The following is a 17,355-nucleotide window of genomic DNA, read 5'->3' on the forward strand; positions in this document are numbered from 1 at the left end:
GACCCTCTCTGTCCACGCAAGTATGTAAACGGAACCAATGCCGTCCATCGCCGCGAGAGCACCGCCCGCGGCGACAGCCCGGCAACAGGGCCAGCGGCTACGCGCCCATCTTGCGATAGACGTCCACGAACTCCTTGGCAAGGATGCCAAAGCCCTCGGCGCTCATCAGCTGATCCTCGGCATGGACGACCAAAAGATCGATGCTCAGGTCCTCGCCGGCGGCAGTCTGCTGGACAAGGCCACCATGGGCAGCGTGGCCCTCGGCATAGTGCTGCTGGCCTTCCGCGATTTTTGCCTCGGCCTCTTCGAACTTGCCGTCACGAGCTAGATGAATCGCATCGATATAGCAGCTGCGCGCGCAACCGACACCTGCAATGATCTGAAAACTCTGAAGCTGAATCTCTTCCGTCGTCATGCCTACAGTCCCATCAGTTCCTTGGCCTGAGCCAGCGCCTTGGCACCGTCCATCATGCCGTAGGTAGTCATGGGGATCACGCCGACCGGAACCTCGGGGCACGCGGCAGAAACCTCGTCCTTGGCATAGCCGACCTGCGGCCCAAGCAGGATGCAGTCGGCATTGCGACCGATAGCGGCTGCCTCGCTGACAGCGTGGGCGGAAACCTCGCACTCCAGCCCCTCGACGTCGGCCGCCTTCTTGATGTTCTTCATGATGATGCTCGTGGACATGCCGCCGGCGCACATAAGAACGATGTTTTTCATTGCAGTTCCTTTCCTGTAACCCCTCACAGGGACTTATATATTTCGGAGATCAACGCGATCGGCCGAACCTACAACCTCATAGACAATGGCCTACTCGGCAGAAGCCTTTGCAGCAGCCTCCTCCTCGAGGGCCTGCTTGTCGGCCATCTTGACAAACGGGATAAACAGCAGGGCAACGGCGAGAATCGCACCGCAGACGATAGCGACCAGACCAAGACCGCCGGAAAAGAAGTTGCTAATGGGCAGCGGCACCACGAACGGCATGCTGATCGTCGGGTTAAAAGCGTTGCCAAGACCCAGCAGCAGGCCAATGGCGGCAACGGCGCATGCGACCGGCTTGAGCAGGATGAAGGGGATGAACATATAGGGGTTCATGGCAATGGGCGTACCAAAGATGATGGGCTCGGAGATATTGAAGATAGCGGGCACCAAAGCAATCTTGGAGAGCGCCTTGTAACGCTCGGACTTGGCCGTGAGCAGCGCAAGCTCCATACCCAAGGCGTCAACAGAACCCACGGAGAACATGATGATGAACGCCAAGTATGGCAGCGGCTGGCCGGCAACATATGCCTCGGTGTTGGCCAAGGCGCAGGCGCTGATAACCGGCATGTACACGCTCATCAGGACGCTGGGGTGAATACCAAAGAAGAACAGCAGGTTGCACAGCACAAAGTAGATAACGACGGCCCACGGGCTCGAACCGAGGAACATAACGGGCGCGGCAACGGTGGTGTTGATGAGGTTGAAGACGTCGCCGTAGGTCGTCAGGCCCATACCCCACTTAAGCAGCGCGGCCGTGGTGAAGATAACGATGGCGCAGAACATCGGAGATAGCGAATCGTTAACGAACTGAGGGACGGAATCGGGCATGGGGATGGCGATATGCTTCATAAGGAAGTTAAGCGCCTTCGGCACGATCAACGCCACGAGCAGCGCAACGAACAGACCCGAGCTGCCCAGATAACGGGTCACGATAAACGTCGAGCCGTCCTCGGCATGGCCAAGAGGAATCAGCAGGAGCAAAACGCCAATAGCCGCAACCGTCGACGTAAGGCCTTTGTTCCCGAGCACCTTGCCGTAGGAGTACGAGACCGAGGCGCACATGTAGATGGCGCCGAGGTTCATGGTAACGACCAGTACGTCGGTAATCGTCGCCGACATGCCGGTGCTGGCAAGGAACGCCTGCAGCGGCGGGATCGGCAGCCCGTTGATAATGGAGAGCAGCGCCACGCCCAGCGTAACGGGCATGGTCGCCATCATGCCGGACATAAGGCCCTTTACGACGTTAAAGCTACTCACTTTGTGGGCAATGGGGCCCACGTGCTTCTCGAGGAAGCCCTGCATCGAATCGAGAACGCTCATTTGTGTTCACTGATCCTCTCTAAACGAATCATCTAGCTGTCAAACGGGAAATTGCGGCCGACTCTTTCCCGCCTATGACCAATGGAAATATGGTTACGCCTTGAGCTCGAGGACGAGGAGCCAATCCCCAACCCCGGGTTTGTCAGGCAGGGTAATGCTGTCCGTGACGGCAGGGGCGTCCTCGCCGTCACGGTATGCGCCCGTGCGAGGGTTAAACCATCGGCTTGCATAGGCAGCGCCCGTCGGCACACCCTCGATAGCAAGCTTTTGGCGCACGGTATCGCCAAAGTACGCGACGATGCGCGAAAGGTCCTGGTTGGCGGTTGCCAGCGGAGCCTTGTTGGCAAACAGGTTGCCCGCATCGGTCGTTTCGTAGGGAGCGAGCTCCCAGAAGTGATTGTCTTCGTAGAAGGAACGCATGTAGCCCATCTGGACCGCACCTTCTCCGTCTACCGCCTGGGCCCAAGTAATGCCAAAGCGGTTGAAGATTGCCATAAAGGGGTCGAGCTCCTCAGGGCTTTCCCACACGTTGTCTCAGATTCCCTGGGCTCCGTAGGTATAGCCGGCGCCGCCGGCCTGCATGCAGATATACGCCACGCGGCGCAGCATGTCTGCGGTGCACAGGCGCGTACCCATCTCCTCGAGCGTCGAGCAAAACTCGTAGAGTGCCTCGCCCTCAACGAAGGGCTTGTCGTCATGAGCTGCCAGATAGTCAAAGTAGTCGCTTGCCTTGATGAGGTAATCGCCGTGACCGGCCTGGTTGAGCGTAAAGTCCATCCAGGGTTCATCCTGGTAGTAATCGGCAAAGGGGCGCTCGTTGGTATAGTGCGCCGTCGCCAGATGACCATAGCCGTCGCGTGCCTCAATCTCCAAGGCGACCTCACGCCAGCCGTCAAGCATGGCGGCTCGACCTTCTTTGCGGTATCCGGCAACCTCGCCGGCAAGCGTCCACACCATCGGATATGCACCGTAGCGCGCCACCAGGTAGCGGGCGAGGTGCCTTTGGTGTTCCACGGCATGCTCGCCGAGAATGGCAAACGCCCACGCTTGCCCAAGTGCGTTCACTAAGCCCGCATCGGCAATATAGGCCATGCGGCGGTCGAGCTCCCGCTGGTAGAAGGCCACATTAGGCACATCTTCCACGCCCTTGGCCATGCCACCGTCAATCCAATAGCGATCTCCTGCGCCCATGTCAGAGCGCAGGTTGGTCTGATAGACGGTAAAGCCCTGCTCAACGCGCAGGTCGACCATGCCGCGGAACTGGCTCGTCATGCCGGGATGGTTCGACGTATCCCAGCTCTCGCGGTAGGCAAACTCCCAATGGGTATCGCCCAGCCAAAAGAACGGCGTACCATCTGAATAGGCAAACATGCGCGAATCGTCTGCAACGCGGATAAAACCGTGGCGGTACAGATCGAGCTCGCCCTCGTACGGCACGGCCTCGACGTTGCCCGTGCGGCCATTAAGGCCGGTCTGCTCGGGAGCCTCGATAACATAGCTCCAAGCGCCGAGCTCGGTCGGAGCAAACGACACGCGATAGATACGCTCGCCGTCCCAGTAGGCCTCACGGCGAATTACCCTGCCGCTCGGGCCGGTGAACTCCGCCCAAATCTCAACATCCAAAAACGGGTTGTCGAACGAGCAGGCGCTCTCGAACGTCAGAATAACCGGACGCCACATCTCGGCGGCAGCGTTTTGATTCAACGTCATATCCATTGCAGACCCCTTTCTGGTCTTGGTGCCTACTAGTTCAGTCCTCGCTCGCTGGCGGACGTCACGGCAAAGTCAACGATCGCTTGGGCATCCTCGGCACAAATAAAACCTTGTGACACCTCGATCGCCGTATCGCGCGCACACAGAGCGCGATAGTTTTCGAGCGATCCGTACAGCTCCTTGAGCATCGATGCCGAAAACGACTCCATATGGCCAAACAGGCCATCCTTGTCGCTCGTCTTATCGACCGTGCCCTGGCCCGGCTCCACCAGGCTCGTGTTGGAATAGCGGGCAAACGGATGCTCGAGCAGGCAAGTGCGAAGGCCGCCCTTGGTGTTGCCCAAGGCATCCTTTACGTTCTCGCCGTTCGCGTCCAACTCAATGCGCGGACATGTTGCCGGAGCGGCACCCGTGCGAACCCAACGGAACAAGTTGCGGAAAGCGGCGTGGAAGAGGTACTGCGACGGGTAGGCGTTTGCCTCGGCGTGCTTGCCGACGTACACCGGCAAATGATCGATGCGCTTGAGGTCCTCGTCGTCCTGGTAATAGTCGACATAGCTCCACTGCGTATCGTGGGAAGCACCCGTCACCTCGTACAGCCGGTATTTAAAATCGGGGTCGTCGCTATCGGGCATAAGCGTGCGCCAACTCTCAAAGCGACCGTTCTCGCTTTCGGTCTGAAGGGCGATAAACGGCTCCTCGACGTGCTCGACGCGCAGCAGGTGGTGCGCATACCCTCGGTCGCTCTCGTACTGGTTGACGGGAATGCACATCGAGTGGATACCACCGCCGGACAGATATCCGTCGAACACGCGGCCACCGCGGCGCGCGTCCTCGCGATAGGCAAAGCTGTTAAGGTAGCGAAACAGATAGGCGCCGGACTGCGACCATCCCGTAAGGCAGATTGCCTGGCGAGGATAATCGCGGATCGGGTTGAGGTCGGAGTCCTCGCGCAGCAGCCAGGCAAGATCGGTCAGCATGTCCCAAAACAGGCCCGTCTCGTAGGAAATATCCATGTCGGGAAGCGCGCCGCCGCGCTCGAGCTGCTTCGGATCGTAGTCGAAGGGGCGCTCGGGAGTCGGGTTTGCCCAGCTCATAAAGCCATAGCGATCGGGATTGAATTCCTTGAGCTTGGCGATGGTGTTGGGCTTACTGGTGATGCCCACGTAGATGTCGCCGGAGCGCACAAACTCGCCGTAGCCCAGGATCCACATGCGCTCGATTTCCATGAACGACGTGGGGTTGATAATCTCGACCACCACATTGCCGCTCGCCTGCGCCGGATCTTTCGGGGCGCGAACAACGATGCGGTTGGAATAGGGGGCGTCCGCGGTCATGACCTCCACGCCGCCGTCTTCATCGGCAGTACGGTACACATTGGCCGTGCCATCGACGCGATACTCGCGCTCGGCGTAGCCCTTTGCGCTCAGATGACAGTAGCGCTCGGCGCTCGAAAACGGATAGCTCTCATCCGTGATGGGCATTTCGGAAATACCGCTGATCATCTTCGTCCCCCTTGTCGTTGCGTTTGTTGAGACAAACTCTACTGGGGACGCAACTTAACTTCTATCGATTCCTAAGTTGAGTTACTAAATATTTAGCTTAATGAACAGCTGAGTGTTAAGCTCACTTTTAGTTGTCAATCGTTAGGAATCACCATGGCCGTCACTGCAAAACAAATCGCCGACCAGCTGGGAATCTCGGCAGCGGCCGTCTCCCTCGCACTTAACAACCGACGCGGCGTAAGCGAAAAGACTCGCCAGTTAGTACTCAGCACCGCCGAGGCCCTAGGTTACGACTTTAGCAAGATTAAGTTTGAGCGCCAAAAGAGCGGAACCGTCGCACTGGTTGCCTTTAATCGACGCCGCATCTTCTCGAGCCCTTTCTTTTCCGACATGCTTGCCGGAGTCGAAGGCGCCCTGAGGCACGCGGGGTTCTCATTTTCACTGGTGAACTACTCGCCATACGAGAACATACAGGAGCAGATTGCCAACATCGCCGAGGCGCAATACGACGGCGTCATCATCCTTGCGACAGAGATGTTCGAGTCGGATTTTATGCCGTTCGCGTCGCTGGACTGCCCTCTGTTGCTGCTGGATTCATGCATGAACGTTGGGGTCGATACGGTCAAGATCGACAACGCCGCCAGTATGGCGCTTGCCGTACAGTACCTGTATTCGAAGTATGGATCTGTCCCGGGGCTGTTAGCGACACCCATTACCTTGGGCAACTTCGCCGAGCGACGCTTTGCCTACGAGCACGCCGTCAGTCAGCTAGCCGGGTCGGAAAAGTGTGGCATCATCCACGAGCTCGCCGTCGCTCCAGACGACGCATACGCAAACATGCTCGGCATCATCGATGCGGGCGAGCCCCTTGCCCAAAGCTACGCCGCCGTTTTTGATGATATTGCCATAGGTGCCATGAAGGCGCTAATGGAGCGCGGTTATCGCGTGCCCGACGATGTGCGTATCATCGGCTTTGACAACCACGTAGGCGGCACCTACGTGCAGCCGCGACTCACCACGTTGAATGTCCCATCGCGGTATATGGGCTCCCTTGCCGCCGGGCGCATCATCGAGGTCATAGATGAAAGCGAGCACCACCCTATCAGCATTGGAGTTGGAGTCTCCCTGATTAAGCGCGAATCGGCCTAGGTGTCCCATTCGTTGATTTCACACTGCGACGCTCTACGAAATACGTCGATACCATTGTCCGGCATGTATAAACTTTGGGGCTTCGGATGTTACCGACCAAACGCCTCACCGCGATCTCCCCCACCTCGTGCTTGAGCACGTGCACCGTCGTGAGCGGGGGATTCGAGAAGGCGCCGACGGAGAGGTCATCGAAACCGATGATCGACACGTCGCGCGGGACCTCGATACCCGCCTCAGACAGGGCTCGCAGGGCGCCGACGGCGAGCACGTCGTTATCGGCGAAGAAGGCCGTCGGCAGCTGCTCGCGCGGCGTGCTCGCGAGCCATGCGGCCATATCTTCATATGCCGTCTCGAGCGTGGTACCGAGCGACACGCGCCAGGCAGAATTCACTTCGATACCCGCCTCGGAAAGGGCGCGCTCGAACCCGCGCTCGCGCGCCTTGAAATTCTGAATGCGGAAATCACCGGCGAGATAGCCGATCTTGCGATGACCGTGCTCGATCAGACAGTTGACCGCGCGCAGGGTCGAATCCTCGTTGGACATCACCACGGCATCGAAATCGTATTGGTCGCTCCAGCTGTCGAGCACGATGATGTGCGCCGCGCAGTCACGGAACAGACGGAAATCCTCCTCCCCGAGCTCCGTGCCCAAAAGCACGATGGCGGCGGAAGGGTCGCCCGCGATCGACTCGACCTGGGGCCGCGCCGCATCCAAATCGGAGAAGTCGACGGAGACGAAGGAGGTGCTCATGCCGTGACGGCGCGCCTGGCGCTCGACGCCCTCGATCACCGACGGATGGAACGTGCTCTCATCGACGATCTTGCCGCTCTTCCGCGCAAGCACGAACGTGATGGCATCGGGCTGCGCACTCTGCTGATAGCCCATATTCTGGGCGGCCTCGCGGATGATGCGGGCGGTCTCCTCGCTCACGCTGCGCTTGCCGTTGAGCGCGTTGGAAACCGTCGCCGGGGAGAATCCCGTCGCGCGGCTGATCTCTCGAACGCTGACCTTGGCCATGAGAAGCTCCTAAACAACTAAACAAATGTTTTGCTATATGTATAGATACCGCAAAATGCTGGGAGCTACGGCGAGTATTCCGTAAACGGTCAGGTTGAACACGCGCCGACACCTGTTCCAGGCCCTCAACCGACACCTGCAGAACGATATCGCGGCTCCACCGGTGGCGAGACTTATCATTGATACGTTTTGATATCCTCATTTGATACCAATCCAACCATCTCCGCGTAGGGGGGGCGCCATGGACATCAAGCGACGCATGGAGCTGGCGGAGGGCTTCACGCCCGCCGAGCAGCAGCTCGCCGGCACCGTGCTGGCGCTCGGCGGCAGGCTGCACGGCCTCACCATCAAGGAGCTCGCCCGCGCGGCACATGTCTCGATTCCCAGCGTGCATCGCTTCTGTAAAAAACTCGGACTCGAGGGGTTCAAGGAGCTCAAGGTCGAGGTGGCGCGTGCCGAGGAGCAGCAGAGGCGCTCGGGCAACGTCGACATCAACTTCCCCTTCAATGCAGGCGAGAGCGCCGATGCGGTCCTCACGAGCATGGCGCAGGTCTACGAGACGACCCTCACCGACACACGCGAGGTGCTCGACGGCGTCGAGCTCGATCGGGCCGCGGGCCTTCTCGAGCGCGCGGCGTCGATCGACATCTTCACGCAGTCGCATAACCTCTACCCAGCCCATATGTTCTGCGACCGCCTGCTCTCCATCGGGCGCACCGCCACCTGTTTCGAGAGCATTGAGTCTCAGACGCGGGTCGCCCTCGCCGCGGACCCGACGCACGCGGCGCTCGTCATCTCATATTCGGGGTTAGGGCCCAATCTCACCACGATCCTGCCGATCCTGCAGGAACGCGGAGTCCCCACGGTCTTCGTCGGGACGCCGCGCGGCGGGCAACTCAACCCGGGCCTCAACGTGTACCTGCACGTGAGCGACAAGGAGAGCCTGCAAAACCGCATCACCCAGTTCGCCAGCCATATTGCCGTGCAATATGTGCTCGACTCGCTTTTTTGCTGCCTCTTCGCGCAGGACTACGATGCGAGCTTCGAATTCCTGGAACGGGCACTTCCCGCAACGGCCCTTCCCGCCCTCCGCGGCACCGAGCTCAGCCCCAGCGAATAAGCCAGCGTGATGCTCAATCGCCTGCGATAGTATCTACCTGCTATTTTACAATTTCATGAGCGAGTTTTTAGCAGTTGACTACAATTACATGAGCGAGTTTTCACCGACGAGCGGACATGCGACGCTCGTGCAGCCACTCGCCCAGCTCCTCCACATGGTCCCACGAGGCATCCTTCACCACGTCGATGACGGCCGACGAGATCGTAACCGTGATGAGTGAAAACGCAATCTTGACAACCGGGATGTACGTAAGCGAGAGTGCGAGCACCGTGAGGTCGGTGAACAGGTAGCAACGGCCCACACGCCAACCGGTGACCTTGGAGATGGAGAGCGCCAGCGCATCGTCGCCGCCAGCCGAAGCGCCTTGACGAATCACGAGCCCCACGCCCACGCCCACGAACAGGGCACCAAGCACTGCAGCGGCAAGCGGCTGATTCGAAAGATCGGGCAGCATGTGAGGAAGGCTCTCCCAGAGTTTGTAGAATCCGGCGACCGAAACCGTCGCCACGGCGGACCAGCCCAAAAAGCCGCCACCCAGAACCTTGAACGCCACTAGGTACGACAGACCGTCAAGCACCGGCGTAACGACCGAGGGCGGGATGCCAAACCAATGGTCGAAGCACAGGACGAGGCCGATGATACCGCCCTCGGTGATACCCGTGACATTATGGATGTTGTGCACGCCAAAACTCACGATGGCGGACCCGAGCAAGATGACGAGCACCCTCTTGGCGAATTCACGTGGGCTCAAGCCGGCAATGCGCACGCTCGGACTGTCGCCCTCCGTTGTGGCGTCTTCGCTATTGATCGTTGTCACGTTCTGGTGCTGCGTATTCTCGCGCGGCATGGATATCACGTCTCCCAAGTGATCTCGTGCATATCCAGCCTAGCCGAGGATTACGGCGGCGGCAAGCCGAGCACGCGGGGCGTCGTTACTCGTTCACGCCGTCTCCAAAAGCACCTTCATAAGTGGGCGGCTATCCTTCCGCGAGCTCCTCCTCTGCCACGCGCTCGCTCTTCACCAGTTGGGCAAGCTCCCGACGGCGCACCACCAGAATCGCGAGTGGGACCACAGCGACCAGCATGCCCGCAGCTATGAGCGTCCCCTGCACGCCGAACATGTGCGCGAGGCTCGGGGCGCACAGCAGCGGAATCGCGCCCGCCATGTTGTACCCGGCGCCCATAGCGGCATTGACGCGGCCAATGCGGTCGAGCGGCGTATGCACCTGCACGAGGGTGTCCTTAATGGGGCCGAATGCCGAGAACGCGATACCGAGTATGAATTGCCCAACGCACGCGATAAGTACGAAGGGCGTGGCAACGTACAGCAGGCTACCGAGCCCCGTGATGCACAGAACCACGAGCAGGGCCCGCACGTTGATGAGGCGCGGGGGCATAACGCCCGCAAGCGCGGCACCTATAAGACCGCCCACGCCCGACAGAGCGGACAGCCAGCCCATCCACTCGGCACCCACGTTGAGCACATCACGGTAAAACAGGGACTCGAGCGGGTCGAATGCTCCGTATCCCATGAAGGAAAGAAGCGTTGCCCAGAACAGCAAGGTGAGTACGCTGCTGCCAAAGATGACGGAGAAGCCCGCGGAGATATTCCCCCGGGGAGCGGAATCACCCGCTGGCGCCCCGTCCGTCGACGAGAAGGCCGCCTCCCCCATGTCATCGGCGCCCCCATCGAGCTCACCAGGCTGCCTCAAAGCCTCGATCCCCCATCCGGGAATGAGCGCAAACGCCGAGCAGGCCACCATGAACAAAAATACCGCCTGCGTGGGAGCCACGAGCGAGATCGCCCCGCCCACAAGCGGTCCCACTACGATGGCGATGTTGCCCGTAAGGGTCACGAGTGCGTTGATGCGCTTGAGCTCATCCAGGTCATCCGTGAGATAGGCGGGGTACGAGCGCGGGATGGTCTCGGCCATGCCCCATGCGAACCCGAACACAGCGGCCCCGATGTAGACGCCCACGACGCTCGTGCCCGCCACTTGGTAGAGCAGGCCGCTCGCAACGAGTCCTGCCACGGCGATGCGCAGGTAGAGGTGCGGTCCCATACGGTCCAGCAAACCACCTCCGCGAATCTGGCCGAACACGATGCATAGGTTGAGTAAGCCGACCGCGATGGCGTTGTCCCCCACGCCCGCACCCATAGCGAACGTGAGGGTTCCCATCACGCCGATGAAATAGCTCGACATCGCGCCGAGATAGAGCAACAGACGCGCTCAGATGAACCGACGAACCTGCTGCGTGAGCTCCGGCGTTGAATAGGTAAACCGGTCGCAAAGGCCGGAGAAATGTCCCTTTCCCATATCTTCCCATCTCCCGTGCTTTAGCACTCCAGTGTAGCAAAGTACCCCAACCGGCTTACCGGCCCCCTCCCGAAACGCATGCGAACCATCGTGGTTCCCCTCGGTGACGTGGGGTACCATGAAATCATCTACCCTTCACCGGCATGCCGCCGGACCATCCCGAAAGGCGCCCGCGTGCCCCGCGAACTTCACGACGGCTTCGGCCGAGGCATCAACTACCTGCGCATCTCCGTCACGGACAAGTGCAACTTCCGCTGCGTGTACTGCATGCCCGAGGAGGGCGTCGCGATGCGCGCGCACGATGAGCTGCTCTCCGCCGAGGAGATCGCTCATTTCGTGCGGCTCGTCGCTCCCGAGGGCATCACGCGCGTGCGGCTCACCGGGGGCGAACCGCTCGTCTCGCACCGCATCGTGCCCCTCATCGAGGAAATTCGCGCCATCGATGGCATCGAGGACATCTCCCTCACCACCAACGGCGCCCTGCTCCCTCGTCTTGCGCCGGCACTTCGCGAAGCCGGGCTTGACCGCGTGAACATCTCGCTCGACACCCTGAACGCTGACCGCTTCACCCAGATCACGCGCCTGGGCCGCGTCGAACAGGCGCTCGCCGGCATCGATGCCGCCCTCGAATACGGCTTCGAGCCGGTCAAGGTCAACACCGTCGTGGTCAGGCGTATGGACCAGGATGTGCTCGAGCTCGCTAAGCTGTCGCTCGAGCGCCCCGTGCACGTGCGCTTCATCGAGTACATGCCCATTGGCTCCTCAGCCACCTCGCCCCACTGCGGGGCCGGGACTTCGGGCTGCTCCGGGAGCACCCTCAACCCCGAACTGTGGGACGCAAGCGACGTCGTGCCCTCAGATGAGCTGCGCGAGCTCATCTCGAGCCAGGCGCGTGCGATGGGTATCGGAGCCCTCGCTCCCGTGGACGAAAGCGCACCGTACGGAGCCGGTCCCGCACGATACTGGGCCTTCCCCAACGCCGCGGGCACCGTGGGCTTCATCTCCGCCATGTCCAACCACTTCTGCAGCGCCTGCAACCGCCTGCGCCTTACCGCCGACGGTCAGCTAAGGCCCTGCCTCTTCTCCGACGCCGAGTACAACGTACGTGACGCCCTACGCACCGGCGACGACGAAGCGGTTGTTGCCCTGTATCGCACCGCGATTGCCCATAAACCCCAGCAACATGACCACATTGATGGAACCCAGCGCTTCATGTCGCAGATTGGAGGCTGATCTCCGTGACCGCCCGAACCCCCGATAAGCCCGAGCGCCCAAAGACCTTGGGCAGAGCCGTACACGAGAAGTACCCCGCCGCCGTGGTTGAGCCGCGCGATGCCTACCGCGATGAGCTCACACACGTGGACGAGCACGGGGATGTGCGCATGGTCGACGTGGGCGAAAAGGCGGTCACCCAGCGCCTCGCCATCGCAGAGGGCTCCATCCTCATGCACCCCGAGACGCAGGCGATGGTCCTCGAGGACCGCGCCAAGAAGGGCGACGTCCTCGCCTGCGCGCGCATCGCCGGCATCATGGCGAGCAAGCGCACGAGTGACATCATCCCCATGTGTCACCCGCTCAACCTCACCAAGGCGAAGGTCGAGATAGCGCCCATCACCGCGCCGGGCACAAAGCTCGCGAGCGGCTGGGCACCAGAGCGCGAGGACGGTCGCGTGGGCTTTCGCGTGCGCGCGACCTGCGGCGTGACGGGCGTCACGGGCATCGAAATGGAGGCCCTTACCGCCGCCTCGGCCGCCTGCCTCACCATCTACGACATGTGCAAGGCCGTCGACCGCGGCATGGAGATCGTCGACGTACGCCTGCTCCACAAAGAGGGCGGGCGTTCCGGCCTGTGGGAACGCGACGGTGCGAAAGACATGGCAGGCACCGATGACGCTACGGCCATCGCCGACTCCACCCATGCCGCAAACGCGGCCCTCCACCCCATCTCCCCCGCACCCGAGGACCTCGATCCCTCGCCGCTGCCCGGCGGACCGCGCACAGGGGCGGCGGCGCCGGCCATCGCCTTTGTGGGCTACCAAAACGCCGGAAAGACGACGCTCGTCGAGAAGGTCATTAGCCGACTCACCCAGCGCGGCCTGCGCGTGGGATCCATCAAACACCACGGCCACAAGGGCTTCGACATCGACCAGCCCGGCAAGGATTCGTGGCGTCACGCTCAGGCGGGCAGCCGCCATGTGGGCCTTGTCTCGCCCGGCGCCTACGCCGAATACGCGCGGATCGACGGCGAGGTTCCCGTGCGCGACCTGATTGCGCACTACACCGATGTGGACATCGTGATCGTGGAGGGCTACAAGACGGCGGGGTTGCCGAGCATAGCCGTGGCGCGCAGCGGCATCGACCGCATGCGTGGACGCGACTCGTTTGAGCTCATCGACGAGAACACGCTTGCCGTGGCCTGCAACGATGTGGTGGCACGCGACTTCCGCACACGAGCAGCAAAGGCCGCCCGCGCCGCCGCCGAGGAGGAGGGGCGTGCTTTCAACGAATCCGACGTCACGCTGCCGCCTTTCCTCGACATCAACGACTCTGCCGCTATCGCAAGTTTTGTATACGACCACCTGCAAAATCTAAAGTAGCCGTCCAGCTCGTTGGCGCCCTGCAGGCCCCGGGCGACCGTTCGGGGTCTGTTCGTTTGCCGCAAAATCGCTGGCGTTCACCTTTGCGCTGCTAGAATAGGCCGCGATACACACTCGCTTGCCCGATTGGAGACGCATGACACCCACCATCGCCATCATCGGCGCGCTGGAAAAGGAAGTGCGCCAGATTTATACCGCCGTAGAAAAGGGCACCGTCGTCGACGAAGCCGGGCTGCATATCGTGGGCGGCGAGTATCACGGCTTCACAGTGGTTGCCACCACCGCCGGCATGGGTACGGTTAACGCCGCCGCAGCGGCGCAACATCTCATCAGCGCCTACCATGCCAATGCCATCATCTTTTCCGGTATCGCTGGCGGCCTCAACCCCCAGCTGCATATCGGCGACGTCGTCATCGGCGAGCACCTGCGTTACCTCGACACCGACACGGCCCTCATCGCCGAATCCGCTCCCGAACTCGAGGAATTTACCAGCACCGATTTCCTCATCGACCTCGCCGAAGAAACGCTACGCGCCCACGGCTACATCGACGCCTCCCTCACTGGCAATGCGGCCGCCGGCCCCGAGACCCTTGCCGCCGCGCGAGCCGATGCCGATGCCACGTTGTTCCGTCGCAACAACGCAGGCACCGAGCCGCAGCAGTACCTGCGCGGCACCATCGCCACGGGCGACCGCTTCGTGAGCGGATGCGAAGCAAAGGCCGCCGCCATCGCCGCCACGCAGGGCGACTGCGTCGAGATGGAGGGTGTCGCCATCGCGCACATCGCCGCCAAGAACGGGATTGACTGCCTGGTGTTGCGCGCGATTTCAGACAACTGCGATGAGAGCTACGATGCCTTGTCCTCCCGCGAGTTCGACCTCGAGGAATATGCCGCAAGCGCAAGTTCCCTCGTCCTGTCCATCGTCCGTCGCCTAGCGGTTAAGCTGGGTGTCGAGCCCCGCGACTAGCACGAAAGGCTGCCCTATGGCCGAAGCCATCAACTACAACAAAGTCCACTTCGTCGCCAGTTATGGCAAGGCGTCGCAGATTCCACCGTCAACCTGCCCCGAAGTCAGCTTTGTGGGCCGTTCCAACGTGGGCAAGTCCTCAATCATGAACAAGCTGTTCAACCGTCGAAGCCTGGTAAAGGTTTCCTCCACCCCCGGCAAGACGGCCAATGTCAACTTCTTCGAAGCCGATGGCGTGCACTTCGTCGACCTACCCGGCTACGGCTTCGCACAGCGAAGCAAGGCCGAGCGCGACCGCTGGGCTCGTCTCATCGGCGACTTCTTCGACTCCGAACGCAGCTTCAATCTGGTTGTCTCCCTCGTTGACATCCGCCACGACCCGAGCAAGCTCGACTTTGAGATGATCAACTTCCTGCGTGAGAACGGCTTCAACTTCATTGTCTGCCTCACCAAGGCGGACAAACTCTCCAAGTCGCAGCAGGGCAAGCAAGCGGCCTCCATCCGCAAGCAGCTCGGCATCCCCGCCGATCGGCTCATCGTCACAAGCAGTGAATCTGGCTTGGGCATCGATCGCCTCAAGCAAGCCATCGTCGATTTCTGCCTCGACAACGAAAACGATGGGGCCGCGGATTCGGACGCCCTCAACGAAGCCTAGCGCCATCGAGTAGCCATCTTTTTTTCACATGCAAAACGGCGGCTCGCGCACCATTGGCAAGGCCATCTACGCGGGCATCTTCAATAAACCCCGCACGTCTTATTAATTAACACCTCTAAAGCCCTTGCCAACAATCTCAGAGCTGTCCACAATCGTGATAAAACAGCCCGGATCGACCTCGCGCGCATAGCGACGCAGCTTCACCGCCTCGCGACGACTGAGCACACACATGATCACGGTGACGAGCTGGCCGGAGAAAGCACCGTACCCACGGCTGATCGTGGCGGTGCGGTTGAGCTCCTTAACGATATAGGTCTCGACCTTGAGAGGTTCCTTGCAGATGATGGTACATACTTTGCGCAGGTGAATGCTCTCGATTGCCTTATCGACCACGAGCGTCTTGGCAAACAGGCCAAGCACGCAGTAAAGACCCACGCGCGGACCGTACAGAACCGCGGCGATACACACGATTCCGATGTCCACCAGCAGCAGCGCGCGACCGATCTCAAGCGTACTGTGACGCTTGAGAATCATGGCAAGGATGTCCGTGCCGCCCGTTGAAGCGCCGATGTCGAACACCATGGCACTGCCAATCGCCGGCAAGATCACGGCAAAGCACAAATCGAGCCACATATCGCCCGTGATCGATGTAGTCGAGACTCCCGGGAACAGCATTTCGAACAACGAGACATACCCCGAAAGCGCAAAGGACGCAAACACGCTCCAGAGGATTGCCTTGCGCTCAAGGAATATGAAACCGAGCACCACGAGCGCGATGTTGATGATCCACATGAACGCACCAACGGGCAGCGACGGGAACAGCGTGGATAGGATAACCGACACGCCAGACGTACCGCCAAAGGCAAAGTGATTGGGCGTCTTAAACAAGACGATGGCGAGTGCCGTTAAGATGAGGCCGCCGTTGAGGACGGCGAAGAAATGAAGAAAGCCCGGGTCCTTGCTACGCTTGGCGCCAGCCCGCTCACCGCGACGGATATCCTCCTCGGAAACCAAGTGCTCCAAAGGCTCCACAGGCGGCGTATGCCCTGTGGCGAGGCAACCGTCCGTTCCCTCCGCCGCGAAGGTGCCCTGCCTGCCGCTATCGTGCTCTTCCACCGCGCGCTCCATCGTCCGCCGAAACCATAGCGCCCTGATGGTAACGCGCCGGCGCGACGACGCAAGCGGAAACCAAGCGCACTCAAGAAAACGGGCCGTCCCGTGCGCGCGGGACAGCCCGAAGAAGTACACGAGAGCCCGTCTTGCGCGGATGCGCAACTGGGCGGTCGAGCAAGCTTTAGAACGCCGGAAGAACATCCTCGCCGTAGTTCTCCTCAAGATACGCCTTAAAGTCATCCGAGGTCAGGACCTTGACGAGCGCCTTGACGGCCTTGGAATCCTCGTTGTTCTTCGCAACGCAGATGATATTGGCGTACTTCTCGACGGCAAGGGAATCGGAGGACTCGTGAGCCAGAGCGTCGGCCACGTGGTAGCCCGCCTCGATGGCGTAATTGCCGTTGATGACCGCAAAATCCACCGAAGAGAGGGCACGCGGAAGCGCAGCGGCCTCGAGCTCCTGGAACTTGAGGTTGTGCGGGTTGTCCTTAATGTCCTTCGGCGTGGCCTCGAGGTTCTCGGGATCGCTGAGGGCAATGAGGCCCAGGTCCTGCAGCAGGAGCAGCGCACGGCCCTCGTTGGTGGGATCGTTAGGCACGGCGATGGTGGCACCGTCGGCGATGGCGTCGAGGTCGTTGGAGGTGCCGGCGTACACGGCGAAGGGCTCGTAGTGAATCAGCCCCGCGGAGACGAGGTCGGTACCGTTCTCGGCGTTGTAGTTCTCCAGGTAGGTGATGTGCTGGAAGTAGTTGGCGTCCACCGCGCCCGACGTGGTGTCCTTGTTGGGCTGGATGTAATCGGTGTACTCCTTCACCTTAAGCTCGATACCCTCCTTGGCAAGCAGCGGCGCGGCGAAGTCGTTGAGGATCTCGGCATGGGGAGCGGGGCTTGCAGCCACGGTGAGCGTGGTCGAGCCGGCGGCAGCGGAGCCCTCGGCAGCGGTGCCAGACCCGCCGCAGGCAGTCAGACCGCCCAAAGCGACAACGCCAAGGCCCGCGAAAGCGGAAGCAACAAGGGAGCGGCGGGAAATGGAGGTGTTGAAGTTCTTCATGATGGAATCCTTTCAGATGGAAAACACAGTTGGCGGGAGGGAATCGAGGGCCGTTGGTTCACCCCCC

Annotated in this window: 17 protein-coding genes; 6 read left to right on the forward strand and 11 right to left on the reverse strand. The window is 60.9% G+C overall.

Going from position 1 to position 17,355, the window contains the following annotated elements; translation table 11 throughout:
- Positions 1-97 precede the first annotated feature (97 nt).
- The 6 genes from ACX9NZ_RS07520 to ACX9NZ_RS07545 all read right to left on the reverse strand — a co-directional run bounded on the left by ACX9NZ_RS07520 (position 98) and on the right by ACX9NZ_RS07545 (position 5,300).
- On the reverse strand, positions 98-415 hold the full coding sequence (locus tag ACX9NZ_RS07520; protein ID WP_117793902.1) for a PTS lactose/cellobiose transporter subunit IIA: 318 nt from the start codon (positions 413-415) through the stop codon (positions 98-100).
- A gap of 2 nt (positions 416-417) precedes the next feature.
- The gene (locus tag ACX9NZ_RS07525; protein ID WP_407496677.1) at positions 418-720 is read right to left on the reverse strand and encodes a PTS sugar transporter subunit IIB; all 303 of its coding nucleotides are present in this window, start codon (positions 718-720) and stop codon (positions 418-420) included.
- Positions 721-810: 90 nt separating this feature from the next.
- Positions 811-2,082, reverse strand: a complete 1,272-nt coding sequence (locus ACX9NZ_RS07530; protein ID WP_407496679.1) for a PTS sugar transporter subunit IIC — start codon at positions 2,080-2,082, stop codon at positions 811-813.
- A 93-nt stretch (positions 2,083-2,175) separates the two neighbouring features.
- Positions 2,176-2,577: a putative collagen-binding domain-containing protein gene (locus ACX9NZ_RS07535; RefSeq protein WP_407496681.1), complete on the reverse strand. Its 402-nt coding sequence runs from the start codon at positions 2,575-2,577 to the stop codon at positions 2,176-2,178.
- A 39-nt stretch (positions 2,578-2,616) separates the two neighbouring features.
- A complete protein-coding gene (locus ACX9NZ_RS07540; RefSeq protein ID WP_407496683.1) occupies positions 2,617-3,798 on the reverse strand; it encodes an apiosidase-like domain-containing protein in 1,182 nt (393 codons plus the stop codon).
- Positions 3,799-3,827: 29 nt separating this feature from the next.
- Positions 3,828-5,300: an alpha/beta hydrolase domain-containing protein gene (locus tag ACX9NZ_RS07545; RefSeq protein ID WP_407496685.1), complete on the reverse strand. Its 1,473-nt coding sequence runs from the start codon at positions 5,298-5,300 to the stop codon at positions 3,828-3,830.
- A 153-nt stretch (positions 5,301-5,453) separates the two neighbouring features.
- On the opposite strand from ACX9NZ_RS07545, the gene ACX9NZ_RS07550 reads away from it, so the two are divergent.
- Positions 5,454-6,449 carry a LacI family DNA-binding transcriptional regulator gene (locus ACX9NZ_RS07550; protein WP_118652413.1) on the forward strand — a complete coding sequence of 332 codons (996 nt, stop codon included), beginning with the start codon at positions 5,454-5,456 and terminating at the stop codon, positions 6,447-6,449.
- Here the strand turns inward: ACX9NZ_RS07550 and ACX9NZ_RS07555 are convergent.
- Positions 6,430-7,467 carry a LacI family DNA-binding transcriptional regulator gene (locus ACX9NZ_RS07555; RefSeq protein WP_407496687.1) on the reverse strand — a complete coding sequence of 346 codons (1,038 nt, stop codon included), beginning with the start codon at positions 7,465-7,467 and terminating at the stop codon, positions 6,430-6,432. The genes ACX9NZ_RS07550 and ACX9NZ_RS07555 overlap by 20 nt on opposite strands.
- Before the next feature lie 241 nt (positions 7,468-7,708).
- Between ACX9NZ_RS07555 and ACX9NZ_RS07560 the strand changes: the two genes are divergently transcribed.
- Positions 7,709-8,587 carry a MurR/RpiR family transcriptional regulator gene (locus ACX9NZ_RS07560; protein WP_330006534.1) on the forward strand — a complete coding sequence of 293 codons (879 nt, stop codon included), beginning with the start codon at positions 7,709-7,711 and terminating at the stop codon, positions 8,585-8,587.
- A gap of 100 nt (positions 8,588-8,687) precedes the next feature.
- Here the strand turns inward: ACX9NZ_RS07560 and ACX9NZ_RS07565 are convergent, their stop codons facing one another.
- Both ACX9NZ_RS07565 and ACX9NZ_RS07570 read right to left on the reverse strand, forming a co-directional pair.
- Complete coding sequence (locus ACX9NZ_RS07565) at positions 8,688-9,434, reverse strand: YitT family protein (protein ID WP_330006533.1); 747 nt, start codon at positions 9,432-9,434, stop codon at positions 8,688-8,690.
- 130 nt (positions 9,435-9,564) lie between these two features.
- Positions 9,565-10,809: an MFS transporter gene (locus ACX9NZ_RS07570; protein WP_407496690.1), complete on the reverse strand. Its 1,245-nt coding sequence runs from the start codon at positions 10,807-10,809 to the stop codon at positions 9,565-9,567.
- 270 nt (positions 10,810-11,079) lie between these two features.
- Between ACX9NZ_RS07570 and ACX9NZ_RS07575 the strand changes: the two genes are divergently transcribed.
- From ACX9NZ_RS07575 to yihA, 4 genes are all read left to right on the forward strand, one after another.
- Positions 11,080-12,138, forward strand: a complete 1,059-nt coding sequence (locus tag ACX9NZ_RS07575) for a GTP 3',8-cyclase MoaA (protein ID WP_407496692.1) — start codon at positions 11,080-11,082, stop codon at positions 12,136-12,138.
- A 5-nt stretch (positions 12,139-12,143) separates the two neighbouring features.
- Complete coding sequence (gene moaC / locus ACX9NZ_RS07580; protein ID WP_302742390.1) at positions 12,144-13,502, forward strand: cyclic pyranopterin monophosphate synthase MoaC; 1,359 nt, start codon at positions 12,144-12,146, stop codon at positions 13,500-13,502.
- 136 nt (positions 13,503-13,638) lie between these two features.
- Positions 13,639-14,469 carry a 5'-methylthioadenosine/S-adenosylhomocysteine nucleosidase gene (locus ACX9NZ_RS07585; RefSeq protein ID WP_407496694.1) on the forward strand — a complete coding sequence of 277 codons (831 nt, stop codon included), beginning with the start codon at positions 13,639-13,641 and terminating at the stop codon, positions 14,467-14,469.
- A gap of 16 nt (positions 14,470-14,485) precedes the next feature.
- Positions 14,486-15,124 carry a ribosome biogenesis GTP-binding protein YihA/YsxC gene (gene yihA, locus ACX9NZ_RS07590; protein WP_294121660.1) on the forward strand — a complete coding sequence of 213 codons (639 nt, stop codon included), beginning with the start codon at positions 14,486-14,488 and terminating at the stop codon, positions 15,122-15,124.
- Between the two features lie 102 nt (positions 15,125-15,226).
- Here the strand turns inward: yihA and ACX9NZ_RS07595 are convergent, their stop codons facing one another.
- Together ACX9NZ_RS07595 and ACX9NZ_RS07600 are read right to left on the reverse strand one after the other, a co-directional pair.
- Entirely contained in the window at positions 15,227-16,252 is a 1,026-nt protein-coding gene (locus tag ACX9NZ_RS07595; RefSeq protein WP_118652397.1) for a YitT family protein, read from the reverse strand.
- 166 nt (positions 16,253-16,418) lie between these two features.
- Complete coding sequence (locus tag ACX9NZ_RS07600; RefSeq protein WP_118652395.1) at positions 16,419-17,288, reverse strand: MetQ/NlpA family ABC transporter substrate-binding protein; 870 nt, start codon at positions 17,286-17,288, stop codon at positions 16,419-16,421.
- Between the last annotated feature and the right edge of the window lie 67 nt (positions 17,289-17,355).

The sequence above is a fragment of the Collinsella sp. BM28 genome (assembly GCF_054551995.1).